The organism is Bradyrhizobium sp. CCGB01, from assembly GCF_024199795.1.
Classification (GTDB): domain Bacteria; phylum Pseudomonadota; class Alphaproteobacteria; order Rhizobiales; family Xanthobacteraceae; genus Bradyrhizobium.
Genome location: NZ_JANADK010000001.1, coordinates 3,708,534 through 3,731,983 on the forward strand (window position 1 = coordinate 3,708,534; position 23,450 = coordinate 3,731,983).

Annotated in this window: 21 protein-coding genes; 9 read left to right on the forward strand and 12 right to left on the reverse strand. The window is 60.2% G+C overall.

What is annotated here, in order from left to right; translation table 11 throughout:
* Positions 1 to 245: 245 nt before the first annotated feature.
* The 7 genes from NLM25_RS16805 to NLM25_RS16835 all read right to left on the reverse strand — a co-directional run bounded on the left by NLM25_RS16805 (position 246) and on the right by NLM25_RS16835 (position 8,895).
* Complete coding sequence (locus NLM25_RS16805; protein ID WP_254137698.1) at positions 246 to 524, reverse strand: acyl carrier protein; 279 nt, start codon at positions 522 to 524, stop codon at positions 246 to 248.
* A 50-nt stretch (positions 525 to 574) separates the two neighbouring features.
* A complete protein-coding gene (locus tag NLM25_RS16810) occupies positions 575 to 2,137 on the reverse strand; it encodes a class I adenylate-forming enzyme family protein (RefSeq protein ID WP_254137699.1) in 1,563 nt (520 codons plus the stop codon).
* The gene (gene asnB / locus NLM25_RS16815) at positions 2,134 to 4,161 is read right to left on the reverse strand and encodes an asparagine synthase (glutamine-hydrolyzing) (RefSeq protein WP_254137700.1); all 2,028 of its coding nucleotides are present in this window, start codon (positions 4,159 to 4,161) and stop codon (positions 2,134 to 2,136) included. Before asnB ends, NLM25_RS16810 begins: the two co-directional genes overlap by 4 nt.
* A 5-nt stretch (positions 4,162 to 4,166) precedes the next feature.
* Positions 4,167 to 5,177 carry an NAD(+) synthase gene (gene nadE, locus NLM25_RS16820; protein ID WP_254118025.1) on the reverse strand — a complete coding sequence of 337 codons (1,011 nt, stop codon included), beginning with the start codon at positions 5,175 to 5,177 and terminating at the stop codon, positions 4,167 to 4,169.
* A complete protein-coding gene (locus NLM25_RS16825; protein WP_254137701.1) occupies positions 5,131 to 6,048 on the reverse strand; it encodes a thioesterase domain-containing protein in 918 nt (305 codons plus the stop codon). The genes nadE and NLM25_RS16825 overlap by 47 nt, the downstream gene beginning before the upstream one ends.
* A 192-nt stretch (positions 6,049 to 6,240) precedes the next feature.
* Positions 6,241 to 7,545, reverse strand: coding sequence for a lipopolysaccharide biosynthesis protein (locus NLM25_RS16830; RefSeq protein WP_254118027.1), 1,305 nt, complete (start codon positions 7,543 to 7,545; stop codon positions 6,241 to 6,243).
* A 261-nt stretch (positions 7,546 to 7,806) separates the two neighbouring features.
* Positions 7,807 to 8,895, reverse strand: a complete 1,089-nt coding sequence (locus NLM25_RS16835; RefSeq protein ID WP_254118028.1) for an FkbM family methyltransferase — start codon at positions 8,893 to 8,895, stop codon at positions 7,807 to 7,809.
* A 186-nt stretch (positions 8,896 to 9,081) separates the two neighbouring features.
* On the opposite strand from NLM25_RS16835, the gene NLM25_RS16840 reads away from it, so the two are divergent.
* Positions 9,082 to 10,080, forward strand: a complete 999-nt coding sequence (locus tag NLM25_RS16840; RefSeq protein ID WP_254118029.1) for a glycosyltransferase — start codon at positions 9,082 to 9,084, stop codon at positions 10,078 to 10,080.
* 18 nt (positions 10,081 to 10,098) lie between these two features.
* Here NLM25_RS16840 and NLM25_RS16845 read toward each other — a convergent pair whose 3' ends face one another.
* A complete protein-coding gene (locus NLM25_RS16845; RefSeq protein ID WP_254137702.1) occupies positions 10,099 to 11,346 on the reverse strand; it encodes a hypothetical protein in 1,248 nt (415 codons plus the stop codon).
* Between the two features lie 299 nt (positions 11,347 to 11,645).
* A complete protein-coding gene (locus NLM25_RS16850; protein WP_254118031.1) occupies positions 11,646 to 12,446 on the reverse strand; it encodes a response regulator transcription factor in 801 nt (266 codons plus the stop codon).
* Positions 12,447 to 13,041: 595 nt separating this feature from the next.
* On the opposite strand from NLM25_RS16850, the gene NLM25_RS16855 reads away from it, so the two are divergent.
* On the forward strand, positions 13,042 to 13,734 hold the full coding sequence (locus NLM25_RS16855; protein WP_254137703.1) for a response regulator transcription factor: 693 nt from the start codon (positions 13,042 to 13,044) through the stop codon (positions 13,732 to 13,734).
* Between the two features lie 106 nt (positions 13,735 to 13,840).
* On the opposite strand, the gene NLM25_RS16860 is transcribed toward NLM25_RS16855, so the two are convergent.
* Positions 13,841 to 14,077: a DUF6894 family protein gene (locus NLM25_RS16860; protein ID WP_254118033.1), complete on the reverse strand. Its 237-nt coding sequence runs from the start codon at positions 14,075 to 14,077 to the stop codon at positions 13,841 to 13,843.
* A gap of 397 nt (positions 14,078 to 14,474) precedes the next feature.
* Positions 14,475 to 15,482 carry an NAD-dependent epimerase gene (locus tag NLM25_RS16865; protein WP_254137704.1) on the reverse strand — a complete coding sequence of 336 codons (1,008 nt, stop codon included), beginning with the start codon at positions 15,480 to 15,482 and terminating at the stop codon, positions 14,475 to 14,477.
* Positions 15,483 to 15,857: 375 nt separating this feature from the next.
* Here NLM25_RS16865 and NLM25_RS16870 point away from each other — a divergent pair, with 375 nt between their 5' ends.
* The 4 genes from NLM25_RS16870 to NLM25_RS44440 all read left to right on the forward strand — a co-directional run bounded on the left by NLM25_RS16870 (position 15,858) and on the right by NLM25_RS44440 (position 20,293).
* The gene (locus NLM25_RS16870; RefSeq protein ID WP_254141198.1) at positions 15,858 to 16,856 is read left to right on the forward strand and encodes an aldo/keto reductase; all 999 of its coding nucleotides are present in this window, start codon (positions 15,858 to 15,860) and stop codon (positions 16,854 to 16,856) included.
* A 269-nt stretch (positions 16,857 to 17,125) separates the two neighbouring features.
* Positions 17,126 to 18,949, forward strand: a complete 1,824-nt coding sequence (glmS, locus tag NLM25_RS16875) for a glutamine--fructose-6-phosphate transaminase (isomerizing) (RefSeq protein WP_254137705.1) — start codon at positions 17,126 to 17,128, stop codon at positions 18,947 to 18,949.
* Between the two features lie 438 nt (positions 18,950 to 19,387).
* Positions 19,388 to 19,588 carry a hypothetical protein gene (locus NLM25_RS16880; protein WP_254137706.1) on the forward strand — a complete coding sequence of 67 codons (201 nt, stop codon included), beginning with the start codon at positions 19,388 to 19,390 and terminating at the stop codon, positions 19,586 to 19,588.
* Positions 19,589 to 19,960: 372 nt separating this feature from the next.
* Positions 19,961 to 20,293 (forward strand): hypothetical protein, encoded by a 333-nt coding sequence (locus NLM25_RS44440; RefSeq protein ID WP_375167828.1) that lies wholly within the window; start codon positions 19,961 to 19,963, stop codon positions 20,291 to 20,293.
* A gap of 185 nt (positions 20,294 to 20,478) precedes the next feature.
* Here NLM25_RS44440 and NLM25_RS16890 read toward each other — a convergent pair whose 3' ends face one another.
* Positions 20,479 to 20,811: a hypothetical protein gene (locus NLM25_RS16890; RefSeq protein WP_375167829.1), complete on the reverse strand. Its 333-nt coding sequence runs from the start codon at positions 20,809 to 20,811 to the stop codon at positions 20,479 to 20,481.
* 150 nt (positions 20,812 to 20,961) lie between these two features.
* Between NLM25_RS16890 and NLM25_RS16895 the strand changes: the two genes are divergently transcribed.
* The 3 genes from NLM25_RS16895 to NLM25_RS16905 all read left to right on the forward strand — a co-directional run bounded on the left by NLM25_RS16895 (position 20,962) and on the right by NLM25_RS16905 (position 23,380).
* Complete coding sequence (locus tag NLM25_RS16895) at positions 20,962 to 21,141, forward strand: hypothetical protein (RefSeq protein ID WP_254137708.1); 180 nt, start codon at positions 20,962 to 20,964, stop codon at positions 21,139 to 21,141.
* Positions 21,142 to 21,218: 77 nt separating this feature from the next.
* Positions 21,219 to 21,899: a response regulator transcription factor gene (locus NLM25_RS16900; protein WP_254141199.1), complete on the forward strand. Its 681-nt coding sequence runs from the start codon at positions 21,219 to 21,221 to the stop codon at positions 21,897 to 21,899.
* Between the two features lie 59 nt (positions 21,900 to 21,958).
* Positions 21,959 to 23,380 carry a HAMP domain-containing histidine kinase gene (locus NLM25_RS16905; protein ID WP_254137709.1) on the forward strand — a complete coding sequence of 474 codons (1,422 nt, stop codon included), beginning with the start codon at positions 21,959 to 21,961 and terminating at the stop codon, positions 23,378 to 23,380.
* The last annotated feature ends 70 nt before the right edge of the window (positions 23,381 to 23,450 follow it).

The window sequence follows — 23,450 nt, forward strand, 5'->3', positions numbered from 1 at the left end:
TGCGTTTGCATGAGAGCGCTGCGACCGGGCCGCGGAAGAATGTCGCGCGGGCTCTTCATGGAGTCGTGCAGATGAGGCGTACTCCTTTCGGGAGACGCTGGGTAAGCCTGGTTGGACAGGAGCAGTGCGGGCAGGGCCGGTCACAGAAGGGAAAAGAACTCCGCCGGACGGCCGAGTGAGGCCCGGGCGTCAGGCCGTCATCGACGGAAGAGCCCGGCTCCTGTGATTGCCGGGTCCGGAGGTGGTCAGGAATAGGCAGCAGAGCTCATCTTGCGCGCGATGTAATGTGCCATGCCTTGAACGGAATCGAGGTTCTCCGGCAGGATTTCGCTGTCATCGACCGCGATGGCGAAGGTCGTCTCGAGAAACCCGACCACCTCGAGCACTCCGGTCGAATCGATGATCCCCTGATCGAGCAGGGAAGCATCGTCGTTCAGCGCCGTGACGTCGCTAATGTAGAAATTCGAGGTTAGAAAGGCGCGGATTTGCTCCTTGCAGCGATCCAGTTCCAGGACGGGCGTCATTGGCTTCGGGCTCCATATGAAAGCGGTGGTCGATCGGTCTTGTCCATGAACTATCCGGTGATGAGCTCTCTCTTGTTGATCTTGCCCGTCGCCGTGCGCGGCAATGCCGGCACGATGACGATATGCTTGGGGACCATGAAACTCTCGAGGCGCTTCTGGCACTCCCGCTGAATCTGCTTCTCGCTGAGAGGACGTCCCTGGTCGACCACCACGAATGCCTTGATCGCGTGACCGAGCAATTCGTCGGGAACGCCAATGACCGCCGCTTCCCTTATGCTCGGGATGTCCAGCAAGGCGCTCTCCACCTCCTTGGGCGCGACCTTCTCGCCACGTGATTTGATGACTTCGTCGCTCCGGCTGACGAAATACAGATATCCGTCGGCGTCCATCTGGCAGTAGTCGCCGGTGTACAGCACCTGCTCGCCGGGGAGCGGTCCGGGCTTGAGTTTCTTCGCAGTCGCTTCGGGTTTTCTCCAATAGCCCTTCATGACTGTCGCGCCGCGGATCACGAGCTGGCCGGCAATACCGGCACCGACGCACTGATCGCGCTCGTCGACGATCCACATTTCAGTATTTGGGATGGCAATTCCCACACTCGACGGCTTCCGATCGAGATCCTCCGGCGGAAGATAGGTACAGCGCTTGCATTCGGTGAGGCCGTACATCGAATAGATGCGTGCGCCCGGGAAACTGTTTTTCAGCTGGAGCAGGTGCCGGACCGGAAGCGCGGCGCCGGTGCTCGTCAAGTAGCGAATGCTGGAAAGATCATAACTCGCCAGTGACTCAAGCTGGAGGAGGGTCGAGAACATCGTGGGAACGCCGGGAAAACCTGTAACTCTCTCTTCCGCAACGTGTCGAAGCACTTCGGCGGGGAAGGCAAACGAGCGTTCGAGAACAAGGCGCGCTCCGGCGCGCACGGCCATGATCATCTGGTAGAGGCCGTAGTCAAAGGCGAGTGGCAGGGCGTTGAGGATGACATCATCGTCACGCACCTCCAGATATGATGCAACCGACGTGCACGCCGTCATCATGTTCCGGTGCGTCAGCATCACCCCTTTGGGTTCGCCGGTCGAGCCCGAGGTGTAGACAATAGCCGCGAGATCGATGTCGATGCAGCGGCGCGCCGGTGCTGCGTTATGGGGGGGCGCTGTCGCCGTGTCCCATCGCGAGGCATGTGGCAGTGCGTCCAAAGCGGCGTCGTCGATGGTGCCGGACACGATCACGCGGCGCAAGGACGGGCAATGTCGCGCGGGTTCGCTGAACGTCGCGTAAGAGCGGGTTTGCGTAATGAGCGCAGCCGGCTGGCAGTCATTAAGGAGGTAGCTGAGCTTGTCGGATTTCGTGAGAGGGTTGATGGGGCATACGATCGCATTGGCCTTGAGTGCGGCCCAGAAGCTGACAGCTGCCTCGACGGTGTTGTCGGCAAAGATCATGACACGGTCGCCGCGCAGGACGCCGGCCTCGACCAAGTGGTGCGCGATCGCATTCGACCACGCCTCGAGCTGGTCGTAGGTGACCCGCTGACCGTCGCATACGAGCGCGACCTTCGCGCCGTTTCGACGGGCGGAGGAGATCAGGTAGTCGTGCAGGAGCGGCACAGGATCGTTCATCATGCATAAGCTCCCGATACGTCCTGGTGGTCGACGTCCACAGACAGCTCGACGCGGTGCGGTCCCTCCGGGCGGTCTGCGACGAACTGCTGGAACAGGAGCTGAGTGGACAACACGCCGACGAGCGCCATGTTGTCGAAATTGGACAGGTCGCCATCGCCGGCTTGCGCATGAGCTCGGCACTTGGTGCGCAGCCGCTCGACCGCCGCGGGATCGAAGATGTTCGCGGCGCGGACGCTCGCGCCCGAGAGCGCTTCGTCGACATAAGGGGGGGCATCCCTGTCGACGAAGCAGAGCGCATTGGCGGTCCGGTACGGCTGCTTCTTGCGCGTGACGATCTCGGGTGGAACCTGCGACTGCGTTACGCGCTTTAGGATGTGCTTCTCGTCGAGGATGCGAAGTTTGCAGGCGTCGGGAAGGGAGTTCGCGAGCTCGACGACATCGTCGTCAAGGAACGGGAAGCGTCCCTCGACCGAGTGGGCCATCAGCATCCTGTCTCCCTGGGAGGAGAGCAGGTATCCGGCCAGAAGCGTTTTTGTTTCGAGGTACTGATCTTGTGCAAGCGCCGTCCAGCGGGAAAAATCGGGCGGTAGACGATCGAGCAATTCGGTCACCGTGTCCGTTCGCGAAGACGCAGCACGCATATCTTCGGAGAACAGGCGCTTGATCGCGCTTGTGCTGCGCCAACGCGGAGAATGAGCAAAGCCGGGCATATCAGTGTCGGAAATGCCGTGTCCGAAGAACTTTAGCGCCATGGCCTGCGTGTGGACCGGCGATCGTGAGATGTAGGGATAGAGCCGGCTCAGGAGGGCGGCCCGCCGCGTGGAGGCCGGCTGGCGGCCCCAGAAACGGCGGATCTTGCCCTCGCGAAACACGTCGTAGCCGGCGAACATTTCGTCCGCTCCTTCGCCGGTCAGGACGACCTTGATGCCGCGCTCGCGCACGAGTTTTGAGAGGAGGAACAGCGGTGCGGGGGCAGTCCTCAGAATTGGACGCTCGGTGTGATAGATGACCTTGGGAAATACATCGGCGATATCCTGCCGCGAGACCATGAGCTCGTGGTGTTCGCTCGCGATCGTGCGTGCCATCAGGCGCTGATAGGAGGTCTCGTCATACTCAGGGTCGGTGAAGCGCAGGGAAAACGTCTGGAAGCGCCGGCCTGCAAACCGTCTTCCCAGTGCTGCAACAAGCGAACTGTCGAGACCACCGGAGAGATAGCTTCCCACAGGGACGTCGGACCGCACCATTCGTAACGCGGTCGCCGCTTCCAGTGCGCTGCGAACGGTATCAACCACATCGTCAATGCGGCCGACGGACGAAATGCGTTGCTCGTCGGACCGGATGGGGTAGCACGGAGTCCAGAATGCGCGGTCGCGAACCGCGCCGCGCACGTAGCTGCGAACGTGTCCGGGTTCAACTTCCTTGATCCCCCGAAACACGGTTTGCGGCGGCACAGTACTCCAGAAGGTAAAGGTCTGGTCGATGCCTTCCGGATCCAACGCCCGAGGGATTGCCGGATTTGCTGCGAAGATGGCCTTGATCTCACTGGCAAAGTAAAGTTGGCCTTGATGGTCGCAGATATAGAGCGGGCAGATTCCGGTGCGGTCACGGGACAGGACCAGGCGGCCAGCGGAGGGGTCCCAGATGGCAAGGGCCCATTGCCCGTTCATCCGTTCGAATGCTGCCTCGCCCCAGGCCCGATAGGCCTGAATGACGACCTCCGTGTCGCTGCGGGTACGGAAGCGATGGCCGAGCGAGATCAGCTGCTCGCGCAGCTCGACATAGTTGAAGATCTCGCCATTGAACACGACCCAGGCGGATCCGCCAGGATCGGAGAGAGGTTGTTGTCCGCTTGCTATGTCGATGATCGAGAGCCGGGTGTGCGCCAGGCCCGCGCGCTGGTCCCTATAGAGGCCTCGCTCGTCGGGCCCGCGATGTGCAAGCGCCCCGGCCATCCGCAAGAGCGCTTTCCGCGAAGGACTCGGAGCGTTTGCATTCAGCGCCACGATGCCAGCGATGCCGCACATGTCGCTTAATCCTCGATCACCGCATCAACGAGCAGGGGCCGGGTGTGAAGATAGCGCGTCGCTCTACGCTTGGAAGTGATGTCTTTGAAAACCTTCTGTACCTGCGTTGCGGCTAAACCGACGGCCTCGGCCACGTCGTCGGCGGAAATGCCGTGGTCGACTGCGTACATGCAGACATCAGTCAGTCGATAGGGAGCGGCGAAATAGAACTCCTCCTGGCTCTGCGGCAGGGAGAACGTGTCGGACGTCGGCGGCCGCTGCCTGATCTCCTCGTCCACGCCGAGATATTCGGCGAGCTGGTAGACCTGGCTCTTGTAGAGATGTGCGATCGGCATGACGTCCGCATCACCATCGCCCTGCTTCACGAAGAAGCCTTGATCATGCTCCAGCCGGTTCGGCGTACCTATCACGGCGTACTTTAGGCGGTCCGCGTGATAGTATTCGGTCATTTTGCGGACACGTTGCTTGTAGTTGGTCGCGGCGACTATCTGCAGGTAGACCTCGGGTGGAAGACGTACGGTGGAGGTTTCGCCATTCGGGTCCTGTACGGTCAGACGAGTGATGTTGATGCCATTGCGCTCCAAAATCGAGCCAAGTACCAGCTTGCACTTCCAGTCGTCGTCGTATTGGGGGACGACCGTCTGAATCGCCTCTCGCTGTCGGCGGTATGCGCCCAACGCTTCGAGAGCAGGCGCTATGTGTTCGACAACCGTCGTAAGGCGCAGCTGCGCGGCGACGGCCATGCCAAGCCTCATTGAATCGGCAGACGAGTCGCGCTCGGGCATGAGCAGCCCGAGAACTTTGGTATTTCCAAAGGCGCGTGCACACAGCGCCGCCACCACCGAGCTGTCGATGCCGCCGGAAAGCCCGACAATGGCTCCGCGTCGGCCAAGCGCGCCAAGAACTCGGTCGCGCAGGAACGCGACAATGCGCGCGACTTCCTCTGGCGCGTCCAGGACTAGAGCGTCTTTACTGAACGCTCGTTCGGTTGGGCTGTGAGCTACTTGCAAGGTCACGTGAACAATCCGCCTCTTTCTCGGGAAATTCGGTTGGTGAGTATGTCTGCGACAGCGCCTTCTGAACGAGATGCAAGTTCATTGCGAGGTAAGGGGGCATGACCAGATCGGTGTGAGTGCCCGCGCTTGGGACGACGTCGACCTGGGCAAACGCACGGTCCCATCCGAGAGTTTGGGGCATCTTGTTTCGCTTGCATCGGAATAGGACGGCGGAGATCGGCAACATCGATTTCGGCTCCGCCAACCACCGGAAGTAGGCCTTCGCGCGCAAGACTTCCTGCAATTCCTGCTTGAGCCTGAAAGACGTGAGGTCGAACTGCCCCTTCGTGCGGCGATCGATCATCCGAGCCAGGTTAGCTTCATGGCCGATCGCAACGGTTGCCTTGGCGAGGGCGCGGCAGACCATCCGCGACGCGGTTACCCGGTTGTTGCGGATTCGACGGATGGTGCGGCTCAATGTCTCCCATGCAGAGCTGCGCTCGCCCATGAGGCTGGTGTCGAGAATTCCGAAAAACTTCACCGACCGGCCGGAGGCAAACAGTCGCGTCGCGACCTCGAAAGCGACCGCGCCACCGAGGGAATGACCGAGAAGTCGAACATGGCCCCGCGGCTGGATGCGATTGATTTGCTCCACTGCAGCGGCAGCCATATCGCAAACGCTGTCTTGACCCTGCAATATCTTGCCGAGATCCGGGTAACGGATCGGAACGACATGAGCAATTTCGCGTATCGAGGCGGTGAGAGCGGCGAGGCTGGCTCCATAACCAAGTGAGCCGGGCAATAGGAAAAGCATGGGCGGTGCCGCCGCCACAATGTAAGACGGCGGAGAAGCCAGATCCTCGCCTTTATCAATCAATGGTCGTAGTTTCATTTGAATGCAACCGACCGACCGAGCTTCGAAACTGGAGTATGAATGCGTGGAAAATCCTCTCATCATTCATTTGCATGAAGCATATGGTCGCGCTTGAGAAATTGCTTGTTCTCGCCCGAGTCCATCTGTCGTCCATATCCCGCCTCCTCATGCGGACGCGAAGTTCGGGGCGCACTCTTTCGGCCTTCCGGGTCACACAGGCCCATTGACGGGTGCGCCCGACGTCCGCGCGCCGCCAGGGCCGTTCAAGAGTGACAGCGCCACGAAAATTCCCAAGGCGTAGCCGGTCGCTCCTCCGGCAGCCATGATGTAGATGACCTGCAAGGGGTCGTGGCCGAGGTGAGCACCGATGAGGAGCGGAGCAAATACGAACAGGGCCCGCACCAGGTCAACCAGGAGCCGCAGTTCTTGGCGACGAAAAAGCGTCGGAACTTCTTGAATGGGCGTCGACAAGGCCTGTGCGGCGCACATGAGCGCCAGGGCGGCCATGATCTGACCCGTAGGCATCCAGGAGGGGCCGAGCAGCGGAACGACAACATAGGGGGAGATAAATCCAAGGCCAAGTACCGGCAGAGCGATCAGACCGGCCGCAACGACCAACAGGCCCCATGCGGTGCCGAGCAGATGCTGACGGTCGAAGTCTTTGCTGGCCTCGGCGACGAAGACATTGCTGAGCGGCAGGGCGATCAGGGTGACCGGACCGGTCACGAGTCGGGCAGCGACGCCAAAATGCCCGGCGAATGCGGTGCCGAATAGCGATCCTATGAAGATCGCGGGGAGATTGATGATCGCAAATCCCGCAAGGGCCGAGGGCAGCTCGAACAGCGGAAACTTGTACTCCCGTCGCGCCGTCGCAGCGACCGCTCCCCATGAGGCCTGCATGATGCGGCGGATGTCCTCCCATTTCAGGAGCCGAACGCAGAGAAATGCGATCAGCACGGCCTGGCTCAGGATGTGGGCCCGGACCATTGCATCGTCCCCGAGGCGCGCGATGCCGAAGCCCACCTGGAGCAGTGCCATCGTGGCCGGCAGGATTAGGCGACCCATGCCGAAGTCACGCATGTGATTGAAGCGCAAGCACCAGCAGTTCATCGCGTCGGCAACGCCGACCGCGGCCATCCCGATCGGTACGAGGTAGGTAAGATGTTGCAGTCGTCCTGGCACCACGCCCGACAGCAGGTATCCCGCGGCAAGCGCAACAGAGGTCGTAGCGCAGACCGCCAGGAGTGTGAGCTTGAGCGCGACCAGCGCGTGAGCTCTGTCCTCAACCACGTACAGAGAGGTGCTGAAGCGAAGCCCAGCTATCGCGCCGAGGATGTTTACGATTGAGAGATAGATCGTGAAGATTCCAAAATCCTCCGGCGAATAGAGCCGGGTGAGGATGGGAATGGCCGCGACGAGCATGAGCTGGCCGGTGAGTGCTAGGGCGGAGACGCCCGCCGCTGCACGAACAAGGGCCCCTGTCCGCGTCGGACCGGTAGCCGTTTTCGCGGCCATGAGAAGCTTCCTCAGTCCAGAATTCATTTCAGAAAAGGCAATTTCGTAGCGGCCGAGCAATGTACTTTGGTTCGATCGTAGGATGGAGCGGGGCGCGCGCCATCATTCGTTCGCATGACGGTCCCGCCGGAATCGAAAGAGAGCTTGCATGATTTGCTCGTGCTTGCGGAATAGAACACATTCGGAGTCCGACCCGCGATCGGGGCCGGCCAGTAAAAAAGCGGCTGCGATGCGCTTGGCTTGTGGGCGGATGATAGATCCTCACGCAAGCCGCGCGGACGGGAGACGCCTATCTGCAGGCGATGGGGATGTGAGCTGTGCAAGTCGAAGGCCGGTCCGCGCGAGCAGGTCCGACAAGGCGGGTGGTCTGACAGCGATCAGGTTGTCGTCGTCCGGTCCCGGTATGTCAGGGGACGCCGGCTCGAGTCGTCCCGCCCTGAGATGGTAGAGCGCAAACCCGTGATTGATCAGACGATCATACAGCTCCGCACGCGAAGTGCCGGCCCTTCGAAGGTTGAGCTCAGAGTCTTCTATGTAGAGACATCGGCAATTGGAAACGGTCCGGGCGGCGCCTTTCAGAAGATCGACTTCGAACCCTTCGACATCAACCTTCAGAAGATCCACCGGCCGGTTTCCGACGATCGAATCGAGCGGTCGCACCGGAACTCGGAACGAGGCGCTGCCGGCCGGAGGCGTAGCGCATGCGAAGTTCATGTCATCACTCCGAAAGTCCGTGAAGACGAGTTCGCCATCCGTGCTGCCGATCGCAGTGTTGTGGACCTCGATAGTTAATCCGTTTAGGCGAATGTTTCCGAGCAGGTATTTGCAGATGCGCGGATGTGCTTCGATGGCAATGACCCGTCCGGATCGGGCAACCCGCATGGCAGCCGCAAGGCTCAGCTGTCCTACATTCGCGCCGACATCAACGAAGGTTTCTCCGGGTTGCAGGTATGCTCCGACGAAGTCGGCGTCTTCGGCGCGAAAATTCCGCCTGCGCCATAGCCCAGCGGACACGGAGCTGGGATAGAAGCGCATTTTGTATCCAGCGGGAAAGCTGAAGGTGATGAACCGGCACAATCCGCTCGCCCACAGTGCGCGCGATAGCAGGAACCGAGTCTTGTCGGGCTCTTCTCGAATTCGAGTGAGCAGTTGATGCAATTTGCGCAAGGGCTCTTCACCATGTCTAGCGGTTAGCTGCCCGGCGGAGCTTAGGATGACCGGAACGCCCAGCCATCCTTCATTTGCATGATGGTATCGATCGGTTGATTCTGAATCTGCTGGTTCCACCGTGATTTTTGCCGACCGAGCTGACAGCTTCGAAACGTTGCGCCGCGGGATGATCATCGTCATGCGAATGAAGGATGACCGGCCCCAATCCCGCTACCTACCTTTGGTCGTGCGTCATTCGGTCGGTATTGACGTTCACTGCCCGTCAAGAAGGAGGCGGTGAGACGCGATGAGGTCGGAGTTTTGCGGAGCCGATCGCGGGTTCGTCTGAGCCGGCGGCTCCAATGAACTGAGCCTGAGGGAAAAGCGATGAACCGGTTGCAGCTCGAAGGGTCGGATAGCATCCGAGATCCAGATGTCCGCCCCCTGATTTCCGTGGCCACGCCAACGTTCCGTCGACCGGATCTGATGCGCCGTACGATTGAAAGCGTGCTGCAGCAGAACTACTCCGACTGGGAAATGGTGATCAGCGACGACGAAGGTCCAGAAGGCGTCACCTGGAGCATGCTGTCCGAATATGCTCGGAGCGACTCGCGTATTCGGGTTGTCGAGAACCACCGAGGACAGGGCCAGGTTGAGAATACGAACAACGCGATGCTCGCATGTCGCGGCCATTGGATCAAAGTGTTGCATGACGACGACTGGCTCGTGCCAGGATCGCTCGACACTTTTGCGGAAATGGCGAGGACGTATCCCACCGCAGCGTTCATGACCTCTACGTCTCATCTCGTCCAGGACGACGGCATAAAATACCGTCGGGGAGGGCAGGTCACGGTGTATTCGAGCCAGCAATGCCTGACTGATCTCTACCTGGTCGGTAAGACCCGAGTGCTCGGGATCGTTCCGTCGACCCTGCTGATCAACAGCGAGGTCATCCAGGCGGGTTGTCTGATGCGAAACTACAAGTCGATCAAGTGGGGGGTCGACCAGCTTTTCTTCATCGACCTCGCCTGTCATGGCGACATGGTGGCGATCGACGACGGCTTGATCTTTTATGACATGACGGATCACGAGAGCATTACGGCTTCCAAATCGTTCCCTCAGATCGATCAGGAGACCCTTGATCTCAAATATCTGACCTGGAGCCTTGTCGAGGACAAGCAAGGGCTTCCAGATCCCGAAGCGGTCGTACGTGCATTGCGGGTTGCAAGATTGCGTGGAAGATTTCGCCACCAGTCCTGGGGGGCAACGATCCGGGACGCGCTCCAGATCCTGCGCCCCTCGGTTATCAAGGCCGCCAACATAGCCATCCGGGCGCGAACGCGTGCATCGGCAGCCGGCTCATCGATTCGCCTGGGTCACGCCTGACCGGCCGCCGCTGATCATTTATCGGGACAGAGCGCTGGTCTGACCAGGGCCATTGAGCCGTGTTACAAAGTCGAACACGGGGCCGCCCGGTACCCCCCAATTGCTTGACCAAATCACTTGCGACCCGTCGGGCGACGGCGAACCGTGAGTCTCGCTCCAGTAATTGTGCGGTACGTTGCGTGTGTACGCAATGCGTCGAAATTCGCCACTGCCGTCAATTCGCAGAGCAATGACTTCCCGGGCGAAGGGCGCAAACTTTGGCAGCTGGGCGATCTCGGACGGATCGCCGCCATAGCTGAGAATCACCCAGCCGGGCCAGTGGATCGCGCGCGTGGACGCATGTGAGGCCTCTCCACGCGGAGCAAGGGCGGTAACCATACCGTCATCCAGCCGGCGCTTGATTACCTGGTATATGTCGGGATCGGACTTGCTGATTCCGACGTATACCTCGCGTCCATCCGCGTCCACGGCCATGTCGCCGTGGCTCGGCCGATGATGTTCGGTCCAGCTCTGTACCAGATCGCCTGCGACCGTAAAGATGAATGCCTCATCCTTTCCGTCGACCCATCGGCTGCATCTGATGTAGTTGCCGAGGGACGATATCTCACAAACGCCGTCTCGTCCGGGCAGTTTCCCGACTTCGATATCCGGAAACTTCTGTCGGCTCACGAGATCGAACGCGAATGCGACGACCATGCCGTCTGCACGTGTGCCGCGCACGGCGACGCGCCGGCCGTCCTGAGAGGGATTACCCTTTCCTGGTCCGAACTGAAGCCCCCGATAGCCTTCGGCCATCAACATGATCTCTTCGGCATTGGTTCGCGGCGTCCAGAGCGAGATCTTGCGCCCGATCACGCAGATCATTCGCTCGGGATCGCGCGGGTGCCATTCGCACTCATCCTCGCGTTGCCGACGGAACAATGGAACGTATGTCTGTCCGTCGAGAAAGCAGAGCCCGTTACAACCGTTGGCGATCAAGAGCAGAGTCTGGTCCGCGTTCCACGCCTGGGCACTCGAATATCGGTGGGTACAATAAGCTCGTTGGCAAGCCATGCCAGCGCCCAGGGGCCCCGGGGTCGTTATCCGGACGATAGTGGCGCCGGTGTCCGGGTCGATGACCGGAACGAGATAGTCGGGCAAGTTCAGGCTGCTGGCTGTAGTGAGCTTGGTTTTGGCGAGCGTCTGTGCCGCGGCGATGCCTGCCAACGTAAGCACGACCACCGCAACACCGGCCAAGCCAATTCGAGTACAGAGGGACGGAGACATCGTATCGTGCTCCATAGCAAGCAAGGGCTTGGATCAAGCAAGTGGGCAATCGGCCAACATGAGGCCCGAGTCCCACCCGTCACCAGGCTCTTGCGGCGGCCAGGGATCTTGTCACGACGATGCTTTTTGCCTGTCGGATCCCAACGCGCATCATCCGAATGCAGGAGACGACACGCGAAACGCCCGCAAGCTCCGATCCTTCGGCAGATCGTTCCAGCGGGATTGATTCGCTGCGCGGCGAATGCACGCGCCACCAGCGCTTCGCGACGGTGCGATGCGCGTCAGAACCGACCAGCTGGCTAGTCCAACTCGGGGACGTCGGCTTCGTTACGTCCGCGCACGCGTGGCGCCAGGCTGGGAGCGATCTCGTGATCGATTGACAGCGCTAGCGCGTGCCCATTGGAGGGCCGTACCAGTGATCCGTTGCTCATTCCCCAAATCGCGGCCTGTGTCCTGTTCTGGACCCGTATCTTGCGCAGAATAGCTTTCACGTGAACTTTAACCGTGGCCTCGGCAATATCGATCTTTCGTGCGATGCACTTGTTGGAATTGCCTTCGATCAGGAAGGAGAGAATCGCTCGCTCGCGCGGCGACAGATGGGGTGCGATCCGTTCGTCATCCGCAACGATGAGGCTCGATCGCTCCTCGCTCGTTGGCTGCAGCTGAGTCTCGCGATCGGGGCCGCCATCGAGCACGTATGACAGAAATGCAGGTGGAAACACCGTCTCGCCCATCGTCACGAGCTCTATGGATTTGATGAACGCATCGCAAGAATTGACGTCGACGAAATAGCCGTTGGCTCCGGCCTTATAGGCCGAGATCAGTTCATGCGGCCGGTAATGGTCCGACACGATCGCGACGCGCGCGTCTGGATAGTGCTCCCGCACAAATCCGATATGCTTGATGGCTAAATCGAATTCGTCAGTATTGTTGACAATTACAAACAGTAGCTGTGCCTGGAGCGTGCTGGGTAGCTCGTCGGTGCTCGAGGCTGATATCGCGATATGGAAGTCTGCAGCATGCAGTATTCGTGAAATTCCCTCTCGTATTAGAATGTTTCGCCCTATCAAAACGACCTTACTTGATTGCCGCCTCCTCATAATACCCTCCACAACCAACGCAAGACACAACTGGAATAAACAGCTATAGGTAGGAAAAAGAACAAGGTTTCATGCTGCCCCGCATTTTCGCTATGCCGAAATGGGGCGTCGTTTCGTAAACGTTTTCTAAAGGTTAGATTCGAATTTTCGACTTTGCCTATATACCTTTCGTTATAGGCCACCCGGCCCGGAGGTTGGCGGATGAGGCCCCTCTGCCCGTGCCGGAGCATGACCTGAAAGCGAGTGAAAAAGCCTATTCAACCGGCGAATGTTGGTCGTAATATAATGTGCGTGGTGGGATGATGAGCCGTTCGCGCGCGCTGGACTCCATCCCGATCCCGTCGAAGTGGCTCAGGTTGCTCGCTGGCGTTACGGGTCTTGATCACCGGATTCATACGGCCTCTCGATCCGGTAAAATTTGTCGTATATTACTACCTGTGGGATCCATGCGGTTATTTGCCTCATAGGTCTCGCGTCGCCAAATGACACTTTTGGGCATTGGTAAACGTGTGATTGTCAATCAACGTTGAAGCGGCCAGGGCGGGGGCCTCTAGCTTCAATCACAGGAATCGGGGGACGCAGGTAAGGAGGCTCGATGCGTCGCGCGACTGTAGTGATTGCGGACCGACATCCGGTAGTTCTGCACGGCCTCGCAAATCTACTCGGTTCAGAACCCGATTTTGAGATCGTTGCATCCTGTGGCGACGCTGCGAGCTGCATCGAGGCAATAGTGGCTCTCGCGCCCGACATTGCAATCGTGGATGCAGCGATGCCGGAGCTGCCGGTGCTGATGAACAACTCCCTCAGCCGTTCGGAAGGTCGGTCGACGCACCTGGTGTTGTTCGCGACCAGCGAGGATTGCGATCTTGGTCTTCCGGGCGGCCCTGCGGGGCACAGTGTCCTTCTGAAGGAGATGACGGGGCAAGCCCTGGTGAAATGCTTGCGGGAGATTAACAACGGTCGAACCGTTGTCCCTTCAGCGCTTACGGATCATGCCCCGCCTGGCGAGCAGAGTGCGAATCCGGAAAGTGCGCTCGCGGTGCTCACCGAGCGCGAGCGCCAGATCATGCGCCTCGTCTCCCGTGGTCTTTCCAACAAGGAAATTGGCCGTCGGCTCAATGTCGCAGACGGCACCATCAAGGTGCATCTCCACCACATTTTCCAGAAGCTGGAAGTCGGCAATCGCACAGCGCTTGCTGCCCTTGCCATCTCGCAGGATGATCGCGCCAATTCAACCCCGGACAAATCAAGCCGTGCTGGACCCGATCCGGTAGCCGGAGAACGCTAAAACATTTTCTCGCGCTGGTTGCAGTGCGAGATGTTTACGAATCGCAGCTGAGCAACCATTTACCGCATCAGGTTCACAGATGCCGGCAACGGGCGCTTACCTTCACTTATCCTGCCAGGGAGAATTGAAGAATGAATAGGGACCGGCCGCCAAGTTCGGGGCTGTCGCTGACTTCTACTTGCCAGGAAATGTGGGGCGTGAATGGATCCATCACGTCTTGCTTGAGGATCTCGCCGCTCAGTTCAACCGCCGCCGTCCGTGCGGCGAAAATGTCAGGGAGATCCAACCCGACATCATCGAGCACTGAATGGCCATCGTGGATATGAAAGAAATACCGCGGCATTGGCGTCTCCGGACAACGCGAACATTCCGATGACTGCAGCGAGTCCCCGCATCACGATCGAGACTCGCACCGCAGAGGGGCGCATAGCAAGCCGCTATTCTAGGAGGGCTCATCATCATTGATGGGTACCTCGACGTTGATCTGCATGATCACGAATTCAGAATGAACAGTTGCTTATCGAGGACTACGATCATGCTGCGTCGACGGAGCCCACTTCGGCGCAGCGTAGCGGCCCCGGCCTGCGAATCCCAAGCCCCCCGCCGGGGCCGCGCTCTTTTCGCAAGCCCCGCCTTGTCGTCAATCGCAGACCGCCGCGCGGAAGGCGCAGCCCGACACTCCGATTCGTTGGGGTGAGGAAGCTGCGTGCGGTGCAGCGTTTGAGATCATCTCCCAACGGTCAAATTTCATAATAGGCGCGATACCAGCGGACGAAATTGCTTATGCCGGTTTCGATCGATGTGGAGGGCGAAAAGCCGGTATCGCGCATGAGATCGCCAACGTCGGCAAACGTTTCTGGAACATCTCCAGGCTGCATCGGCAGCATCTCCTTCGCCGTGGTTCGCCCGAGCTCCTTCTCGATCAAGTCGACGACGTGCATCAGCGCTTCTGGGCGATTATTGCCTACGTTATAGAGCTTGGCCGGTGCGCCCGCGGCGTCGGCGTTGTCCTCCGGAACACGCTCGATCAGGCGGGAGATGACGCGAGTGACGTCGTCGACGTAGGTGAAGTCGCGTCGCATCCTGCCATGGTTGAAAAGCTTGATCGGCCTGCCTTTGACGATCGCATCGGCGAACAGGAAGATCGCCATGTCGGGCCGGCCCCATGGGCCGTAGATCGTAAAGAACCGTAAGCCGGTGATCGGGAGTCGGTACAGGTGACTGTAGGACTGGGCCATCAGCTCATTGGCCTTCTTCGTCGCGGCATAGAAGCTGACGGGGTGGTCGGCTTTATGCCGGGTCGAAAATGGCAATTCGGTATTGGCGCCATAGACGGACGATGATGATGCGTAGATCAAATGACCACAGGCATTGTGCCTGCAGCCTTCCAGGACGTTCAGGAATCCCGCCAGATTGGCGTCGGCATAGGCGTGCGGCTGATCGATCGAATACCGAACGCCGGCCTGGGCGGCAAGATGGATGACTCTCGCAAAACGGTGCTTTGCGAACAACTCGGCCATGGCCGATCGATCTCCAAGATCGATCTGCACGAAGGAGAAGCGCGGATCGCGGCGCAGGATATCGAGGCGAGCACGCTTCAGGGCGGGATCGTAGTAGCTGTTGATGTTGTCCAATCCGACGACCCGGCGCCCCTCATCGAGCAGTCGACCTGCAACATGAAAGCCGATAAAGCCGGCCGCTCCGGTCAGCAAAACGTCGTCGGCAACTTGTTCTGAGCGCGATGACATTCGCTGTCCAGGTCAGGTAGAGTGTGGAACGGGGAGAAGCAGCCATCGATCGCGCAAGTTAACTCTCAACCCCGTCGCTTCTCTATTGCGCAAATGAGCGCACCCGACGATGGCGCTGTCGAGCTGCAAACAGCCACTCGAACGGGTTACCCCGCGCATACACGCGACTGCCTCAAATTCCGGGGGCGCAACGTATAGTGTCCAAACGAACCCTATCATCATCCATTTGCATGAAGATGAAGCCGAGCAAACCTGCAGAGTTGTGCGGCGGCGGGCGTGTCGAACCTGGCCGTAGACTTGGAACAGCAGGCTGTCGAACTATCGACATAGGTGGCTCAAGCGCAAACGGCGCGGTCAAGGGTGTGCGCGATGAAGATGGTCTGTGTCGATGCTCTTGGCGCGAGTGTATCGGGCATCGGATTCGGCTGCGCGTCGCTCGGGGGACGCGTTGGAGCTCGCAGGGGGATCGAGGGGCTCGAGCGTGCATACGACGCCGGAATAACCTGGTACGACGTGGCGCCTTCTTATGGAGATGGGATGGCCGAATCGATTTTGGGCCAATTCGCGTCCAAGAAGCGCGGCAGTGTCTATATCTGCACAAAGGTCGGGATGCGCCCACGTGAGACCTCCGCCGCCATGCGATTCCTGAAGCCGATTGCGCGGGCCTCTCTTGCGGTGTTTCCTGGAATTCGCCCGCGCCTCTCTGCAATGAAGCCAAAGCCCTTCAAAGTCCCATTATCGGCCGAGCTGATCACGACGAGCATAGAGGACAGTTTGAGACGTCTTCGTACTGACTACGTAGATGTGCTTGCTCTCCACCGTCCCACCCGCGAAGAGGTCGTTCGCGAAGACGTTATTCGGGCGGTCGAGCGCGTGGTCCAGGACGGTAAGGCCCGCGCAATTTCGATCGCGGGCAATAACGAAGTGGGAGTTGATGACCTCCATGAATCGTTGCCGTACCAGCTGATTCAGATCGCCAACAATCCGCTCGAGCCGAATCTTCAGAGATCAAAGGGGTCTGCGCGGCGCAGGACGTTTGTCACGTATGGCTCATTTTCGAGCCTCGATCCGCTTGCCGCAAGGCTGGGATCGGAGAAAGAAGTACTGAGCGGCCTCTACGAGATGGGATACCGGGGCGACCTCACCGAGATCGCTGCCGCGTTTGTCGTGGATTATGCGCTGGCAACGAACTCGGCGGGAGTCACGTTGTTCTCGATGTTTCGCAAGGAGCATCTCGCGTTCAATCTGCACCGGTTAACGCAACTCCCAGCGCTTCACCAGCTGAATCGCATAGCCGCCGAGCTCTCGAACGAGCCGCGGCAGGCCGAGCGATTGCTTGGTGCCTCGAATGGTCGGCGCGTCGAGAGGTGTTGATGGGGCGTCATCTACCGGCTCGATTGGTCATGCTTGTGCAGGTGTAGGGTTCAAGTGCAGGGCTTGAATATGAGCATGAGGTCTACTCCGTCATCATCACACAATTGGTGGCTGTGTGTGCTAGAATTCGCGTCCCACGATACTGTCCTGCCGGCGTTGTCGACCATATTCGACAAGCGCGCCGGCGGCCGCTGCCGTCGCATTGAGGAGGTTGCCCACGATTGCCGTTGCGCTTCGTGGGGGCGTTGATAGTTGCTCGGAGACAGACCATGTGCGGAATTGTTGGTGTCGTCGGCCAGGGCCCAGCCTCTGCCCTTCTTTTAGACGCGCTGAAGCGGCTTGAATATCGCGGATACGATTCCGCGGGTATTGCGACTCTCGAGGACGGCTCGTTGACACGGCGCCGTGCGGTCGGAAAGCTCGCAAATCTCAAGAGGCGGCTCGATTTGGAGCCGCTTTCAGGGCGGATTGGAATTGGTCACACGCGCTGGGCGACGCACGGCCGTCCCGATGAGACGAATGCGCATCCTCACATGGTTGACGGTGTGGCGATTGTGCACAATGGAATTATCGAAAACCATCGGGAATTGCGTAATGAGCTCAAAACGGCGGGTGCGCACATTACGACCGAAACCGACTCCGAAGTGGTTGCGCATCTCGTTAGCCGCGAGCTGAAGAACGGATACGCGCCGGTCGCAGCGGTGCGCCAGGTGCTCCCGCGCTTGAACGGAACGTTCGCGCTCGCCTTCCTGTTCGAAGGGCACGACGATCTCCTGATCGGTGCCCGAAAGGGCTCGCCGCTCGCCGTCGGCTACGGGCGCGGCGAAATGTTCCTGGGTTCGGACGCGATAGCGCTCGCACCTCTGACGGATATTGTCGCTTACCTTGAGGACGGCGATCTCGCCGTCGTTACGCGGGAGAAAATCGAATTTCTCGACGTGAACGGCGAGCGTCTGCGCCGTGCGTCGGCCAGGATCACTGGTGCGGCTGTAGCTGTTCACAAGGGCGAGCATCGCCACTTCATGGCTAAGGAGATTCACGAACAGCCGAAGGTGGTCGGGCAGACGCTTGCGCAATACATCGGGCGCAACGGGACAGTCAGGCTGCCGCGAGGCGTGGATGTCGACTTCCGGACAGTCGATCGCATCTCGATTGTAGCTTGCGGCACCGCCTTCTATGCCGGACTGATTGCGAGATACTGGTTTGAGCGCTACGCCAAGCTCCCGGTCGAAATCGATATTGCATCGGAGTTCCGCTATCGCGACGTTCCGTTTGGCGCAGGGAATCTGGCGATCTTCGTGTCCCAGTCTGGTGAAACGGCCGACACGCTCGCTTCGTTGGAATTTGCCAAGTCCAGCGGCCAACGAGTTCTCTCCGTCGTCAACGTGCCAACCTCGACGATGGCCCGTGCCAGCCACATCGTATTGCCCACGTTGGCCGGCCCGGAAATCGGGGTGGCATCCACAAAGGCGTTCACCTGCCAGCTGGCGACCTTGATCTGCATTGCGATCGCGGCCGGCCGCAGCCGCGGCGTGCTCTCCGCCGAAGAAGAGCACTCACTCGTCCGAGCCGTTGCCGAAATTCCAAACTATTTGGCCCGCGCGCTCGAACTGGAGCCGAAAGTTTACGAGCTCGCGCGCGAGATCTCCAGGGCCCGCGACGCTCTTTTCATCGGGCGGGGCACCAATTATCCGCTGGCACTGGAGGGAGCACTCAAGCTCAAGGAGGTCACCTATATTCACGCAGAGGGCTATGCTGCCGGCGAGCTCAAACATGGACCGATCGCGCTGATCGACAAGGGCCTGCCGGTCATCGTGGTAGCGCCGTATGATGCGATGTTCGAAAAGACTATGTCGAACATGCAGGAGGTGATCGCCCGTGGGGGCCGCATTATCCTCGTGACTGACCAGAGGGGGGCTTCAATCGCTGCATCCAGTGGTTGCTCGGTGCTGGGCTTGCCGGATATGCCCGAGATCGTGGCGCCGCTGGTCCTTGCAGTGCCGCTACAGCTCCTAGCCTATCACAGTGCCGCGATTCTGGGGACCGACGTAGACCAGCCGCGTAATCTCGCCAAGTCCGTGACCGTCGAATAGTCGGTCCGGTGGCGCCACCGCCGCTGGGCTTTCGCTTCGGAGGAGGTGCTGTCCGAATTGGGGATGTCGGCCCGACAGACTGGCATGCTCCGAACTGGGTGCCTCTTTCGCCCAATCCTCGTTCTCAGCCGCTTGGCGTAGAATCTGGTGGCCTTCGGGCTCAGGCTGAGCACCGAAGTCCGTAGGGCAGGCGGCCTCGCTATATTGTAAGCGCGTTGGCGGGGCCGCTGCTGCCTTCAAGCGATCCAGGATCGGGGCTGTCTCTCAAATAAGTGTTCCGGATCCTCGAAGACGTTTCCGTCTCAGGCCGCAAATGCAGCCCGATCAGGGAGTAGCCCTTTCGGGTATTGGAAGCCTGTTCCGCTTCAAGATAGCCTCAGATAAGCCCGTCCGGTCGACGAGTGTGTTTGACATCCTACGTTCGCTTCGCGAGGGATCATGTCTGTTTTGACGGGAACGGCGGGTACAGACATTCGGCGTGGTGATATGATTAAGGTCATCAAGGGGAAGCTGTTCCCGGCGCTCCTTTACGAGCAATATGAGGGCGGGGCCGCGGAAGATATTCCCGAGGGCGCCCGCGCTTATTGCCTCAAAGATAAAGTCTGGCGAACGATGCCTCCCGGCTTCCGCCCCTCCTAGAGTCTGTTGAAGGCGTCATTCCCTTTGTCTTGCCAGAGCTTGCGCCTTGCGTCGCGTGGCGCGCATGATGTGGCCAGGGCGCTCAACGAGACATTGGCGACAGCAGCACAAAATGGCCGAGCCAGGCACGGCCAAGTCGTGAGCAGGCAGGCGCCGCAACTCCGCGGTGCGCCACTTGTCGCCTATCAAGGCGAAGTAGGCGGCGGAGTCACGTGCGGGCGGTCCGGAGCGGCGGCAGTACGCTCTGCGTGCAGATTAGCTGCAGCTTAGCGGCAATGGCCGGTCGGGGTGCAACTCGTACCAATCGTAGCAATCTGGATAGGCTCCGTAGAATCCGTATCCGGGCCGATAGCGATCAAAGCGGTGAAAAGCATGCTGGCGCAGACCAATGCCGCCCGCGGCGGTATGACCACCGAAGCCGAGGTGTTCGCCGCCAAAGCCTCCATTATGCGCCATGCCGCCGAAGCCCATATGTCCGCCGCCAAAGCCACCACCGCCAAACCCACCGTGGCCGCCGCCACCGCCGTGCGCCTCGGCCGCGCCGATAGCGAGGGTCGAGGCGAGCGCGGCTGTCGCCAAAATCATGATTGCTCGTTTCATAGGGATTCCTTTCGTGTCGATCTCCTGGCCATCAACTCAGTCCGCTTCCGCGTCCTGCCGTCGCCAAAGGGCCTGATGGCAAGGTTTGTGATGACAGAAAGATAGGAACGGCGCGCGGCCAAGCCCACTAAATTCGGCTTCAGGAAACAGACGCGCGGTTCGGGACGGAAATCGAGCTGCGAGCGACCGCGGTCCATAGAAGAAGGCGGGCCGAACATCTCAGCCCGCCGCCATCGTTCGATACGAAGCCGCCAACCGGTGCGCTCGGCTCGACAAAAAGGACGCCGCGATCAGAAGCTGCCTGTGCCGGGCTCGCAAGGTACGTTGTCGCCAGTCCACGGTGCCGTCGCGAAAGCGCCGACGCGAGGCGCGGGAACGCAGACGCGGCCTCCCTGTTGATAAAAGGGCGCGCTCGATGCGACCGTATCGGCCTCCATTGCCGGCTGTCGTGCGACGCCGTGGTGTTCGCGAGCCATGACAGGTCCCCCCAACACGGCGGCTGCAATCAATCCCGTCGACAAGAGTTTGAGAGTGGTCATTTCGGCTTCTCCTTTGATGACATCAGGCCGGCCAAGCCGGCTTGCGATCAAAGATGTGGTCGATCCGGCTTCGTCAAAACGCACGAATTGCTCACCCCATTTCAACCGCCTGTGAGCCGATTCATCGTCGCAAGCACGATCGTGCGAATGCGCAACATCCGTTGCGTTGTGAGTAACAGCGATCCCGTCGCGGGCATATCTTCGAGATGGCGGGGTTCAGAATGGAGGCGGCAGATGATCACGACGACAGCGAGACGTATCGGCATGGCGCTAGCCTTGTTGGCGACGGGCGCGGCGCGCTTCCTGAAACGCTATTTAGTGGCACCTCATTCTCCGCAGGCCTATCTCGTTCAACAGCGAGTGGCCGATGGCAGGCGGGCGCAGCGCCGCGCGTTCAGAGCGGGCGGACATTGAACATGACGCCCCGGACCGCTGAACCCGCGTCTATCCGCCGAAGGCCGAAACGCCTCGTAGAACGTGGGACCAGAATGATGACGCGGATCCTTCTGATCGAGGATGATGCCGAAACCGCCGAGGTGATCGTCGCCGAACTCGCCGATCGCGGCTTCGAGGTTCAATGGGCCCCTGACGGCGTCGACGGTCTCGATCAGGCGCGCGCGGCGTGTCCCGATGCCATGATCGTCGATCGCATGTTGCCCGGAATGGACGGACTGACCGTTATCGAGGCGTTGCGCAAGGATCGGGTCGTGACGCCGGTGCTGGTTCTGAGTGCGCTCGGCGCGGTGGACGATCGGGTACGCGGATTGCGGATGGGGGGAGACGACTATCTGACCAAACCGTTCGCAATTATCGAACTCGTCGCGCGCATAGAGGCATTGCTGCGCCGTCCGATGGACAGCCGGGAGACCACGCTGCATGTCGGGCCGCTGGAGGTCGACCTGATTGAGCGCACGGCGAGACGTGGCGAGCGAGAGATCGATCTGTTGCCACGAGAGTTCCGCCTGCTCGAATACATGATGCGCCGGAGCGATCAGTTGCTCACGCGCGCGATGCTGCTCGAAGAGGTCTGGAACTACAAATTCGTTCCGGCAACGACGAATCTGATCGATGTGCATATGGGCCGGCTTCGTCACAAGGTCGATGGTCCCGGCGATCCACAACTGATCCACAACGTTCGCGGTTCCGGCTTCATTCTGCGTTCACACCAATAGAGACGCAGGACGCAATGGATCGTGGAGCACGGATTGCACGGGTATCGAGTGACGGATCGATGCACTGGATTCAGTTCATTCGTTCGAACACGTTTCTCTGGGCGCTGGCGGTGGCGGCTGCATTTGCGCTGTTCGTGGTCGGGCTGTTCGCGTTCGTCTATTGGAAGCTTGACGACTATCTGATCGCGCGGTCCGACCGCATGATCACCACCCAGATCAATTTCATCGCCGATCTACCGCCGGATCGCCGCGTCAGCGCGATCTCCGATCATCTCGCCCAGGACTCCAGAGGCGTGCAATACGCGGGGCTCTTCAATGGCGCCGGCACCCGGCTTGCCGGAAATATCGACCGTGTGCCGCCCGCGCTCGGTCTGGACGGTGCGGTGGAGGGTGTGCGGCTCGACCTGATGGATAAGCTGGCGGCCCACGATCCGGTCGTCAGGGCGTTGGGCAGGCGTCTTGATGGCGGCGATGTCTTGGTGATGGGCAGGAATGTCGATGAGACGCGTGAGATCTCGAGTGTCGTGGGACAGGCGCTCGCGCTCGGCCTGCTGCCGGCTTTCTGCCTCTGTCTACTGGCCGGTGCGTGGCTGAGTGTCCGCGCCCAGAGGCGCGTCGAGGAGGTGAACCAGCGGGTGCAGCGGATCGTGGCCGGGGAGCTGCGCGAGCGGCTTCCGGAGGACAATGCCGACGATCCGTTCGCGCGACTGGCCAGGATTGTCAACGGCATGCTCGCCGAGATGGAAACCATGATCAACGCGCTTGCCGGCGTTGGCAACGATATCGCCCATGATCTCAGAACTCCGCTCACGCGTGCGCGCCTGGCGTTGGAGCGCGGACGAACGCATGCGGCGACGCTGGAGCAGCTCCAGGAGGTCACCGACAAGGCGGTGGCCGGAATCGATCAGTCGCTCGCTATCGTCACCGCCTTGCTGCGTCTGACAGAGATCGAGAACAACCGTCGCACCGCCGGCTTTGGCGACGTCGCGCTCGACGAGATTCTGCGCCAAGTGTGCGACGTCTATGAGCCCATCGCCGAAGACAAGGGTATCGCGCTCGGCGTCGTCATCGATCGCCATGTGCGGGTGTGGGGCGATCGGGACCTGTTGTTCGAAGCAATCGCCAATCTCGTGGATAATGCGGTCAAGTTCACGCCGTCGGGCGGACGGGTGGGCCTCGAACTCGTGTCAGAAGACGAGACCGCGCTTGTGCGCGTGAGTGACACCGGACCCGGTATCAGCGAGCAGGAGCGCGAAGCGGTGCTACGGCGATTTTATCGTTCCGACAAGATGCGCAACACGCCGGGGGTAGGGCTGGGACTGAGCCTCGTGGCTGCCATCGTCAAGCTGCACGGCTTTCGGTTGATCATCGGTCCGGCTCCCGGCGGGCGGATCGAGATCCTCGCGTGGACCGGGAGGGCGAGCAAAGCCGCCCCATGCGGGTCCCGAGCCTTGTTCCCCGCAACAGCTGACCTGATGTGACGACGCCGATGATGCGCGATGCTCTCGATGCCAGGAGATGCCGGATGTCTGAAGGCGAATTCAGGTTTGT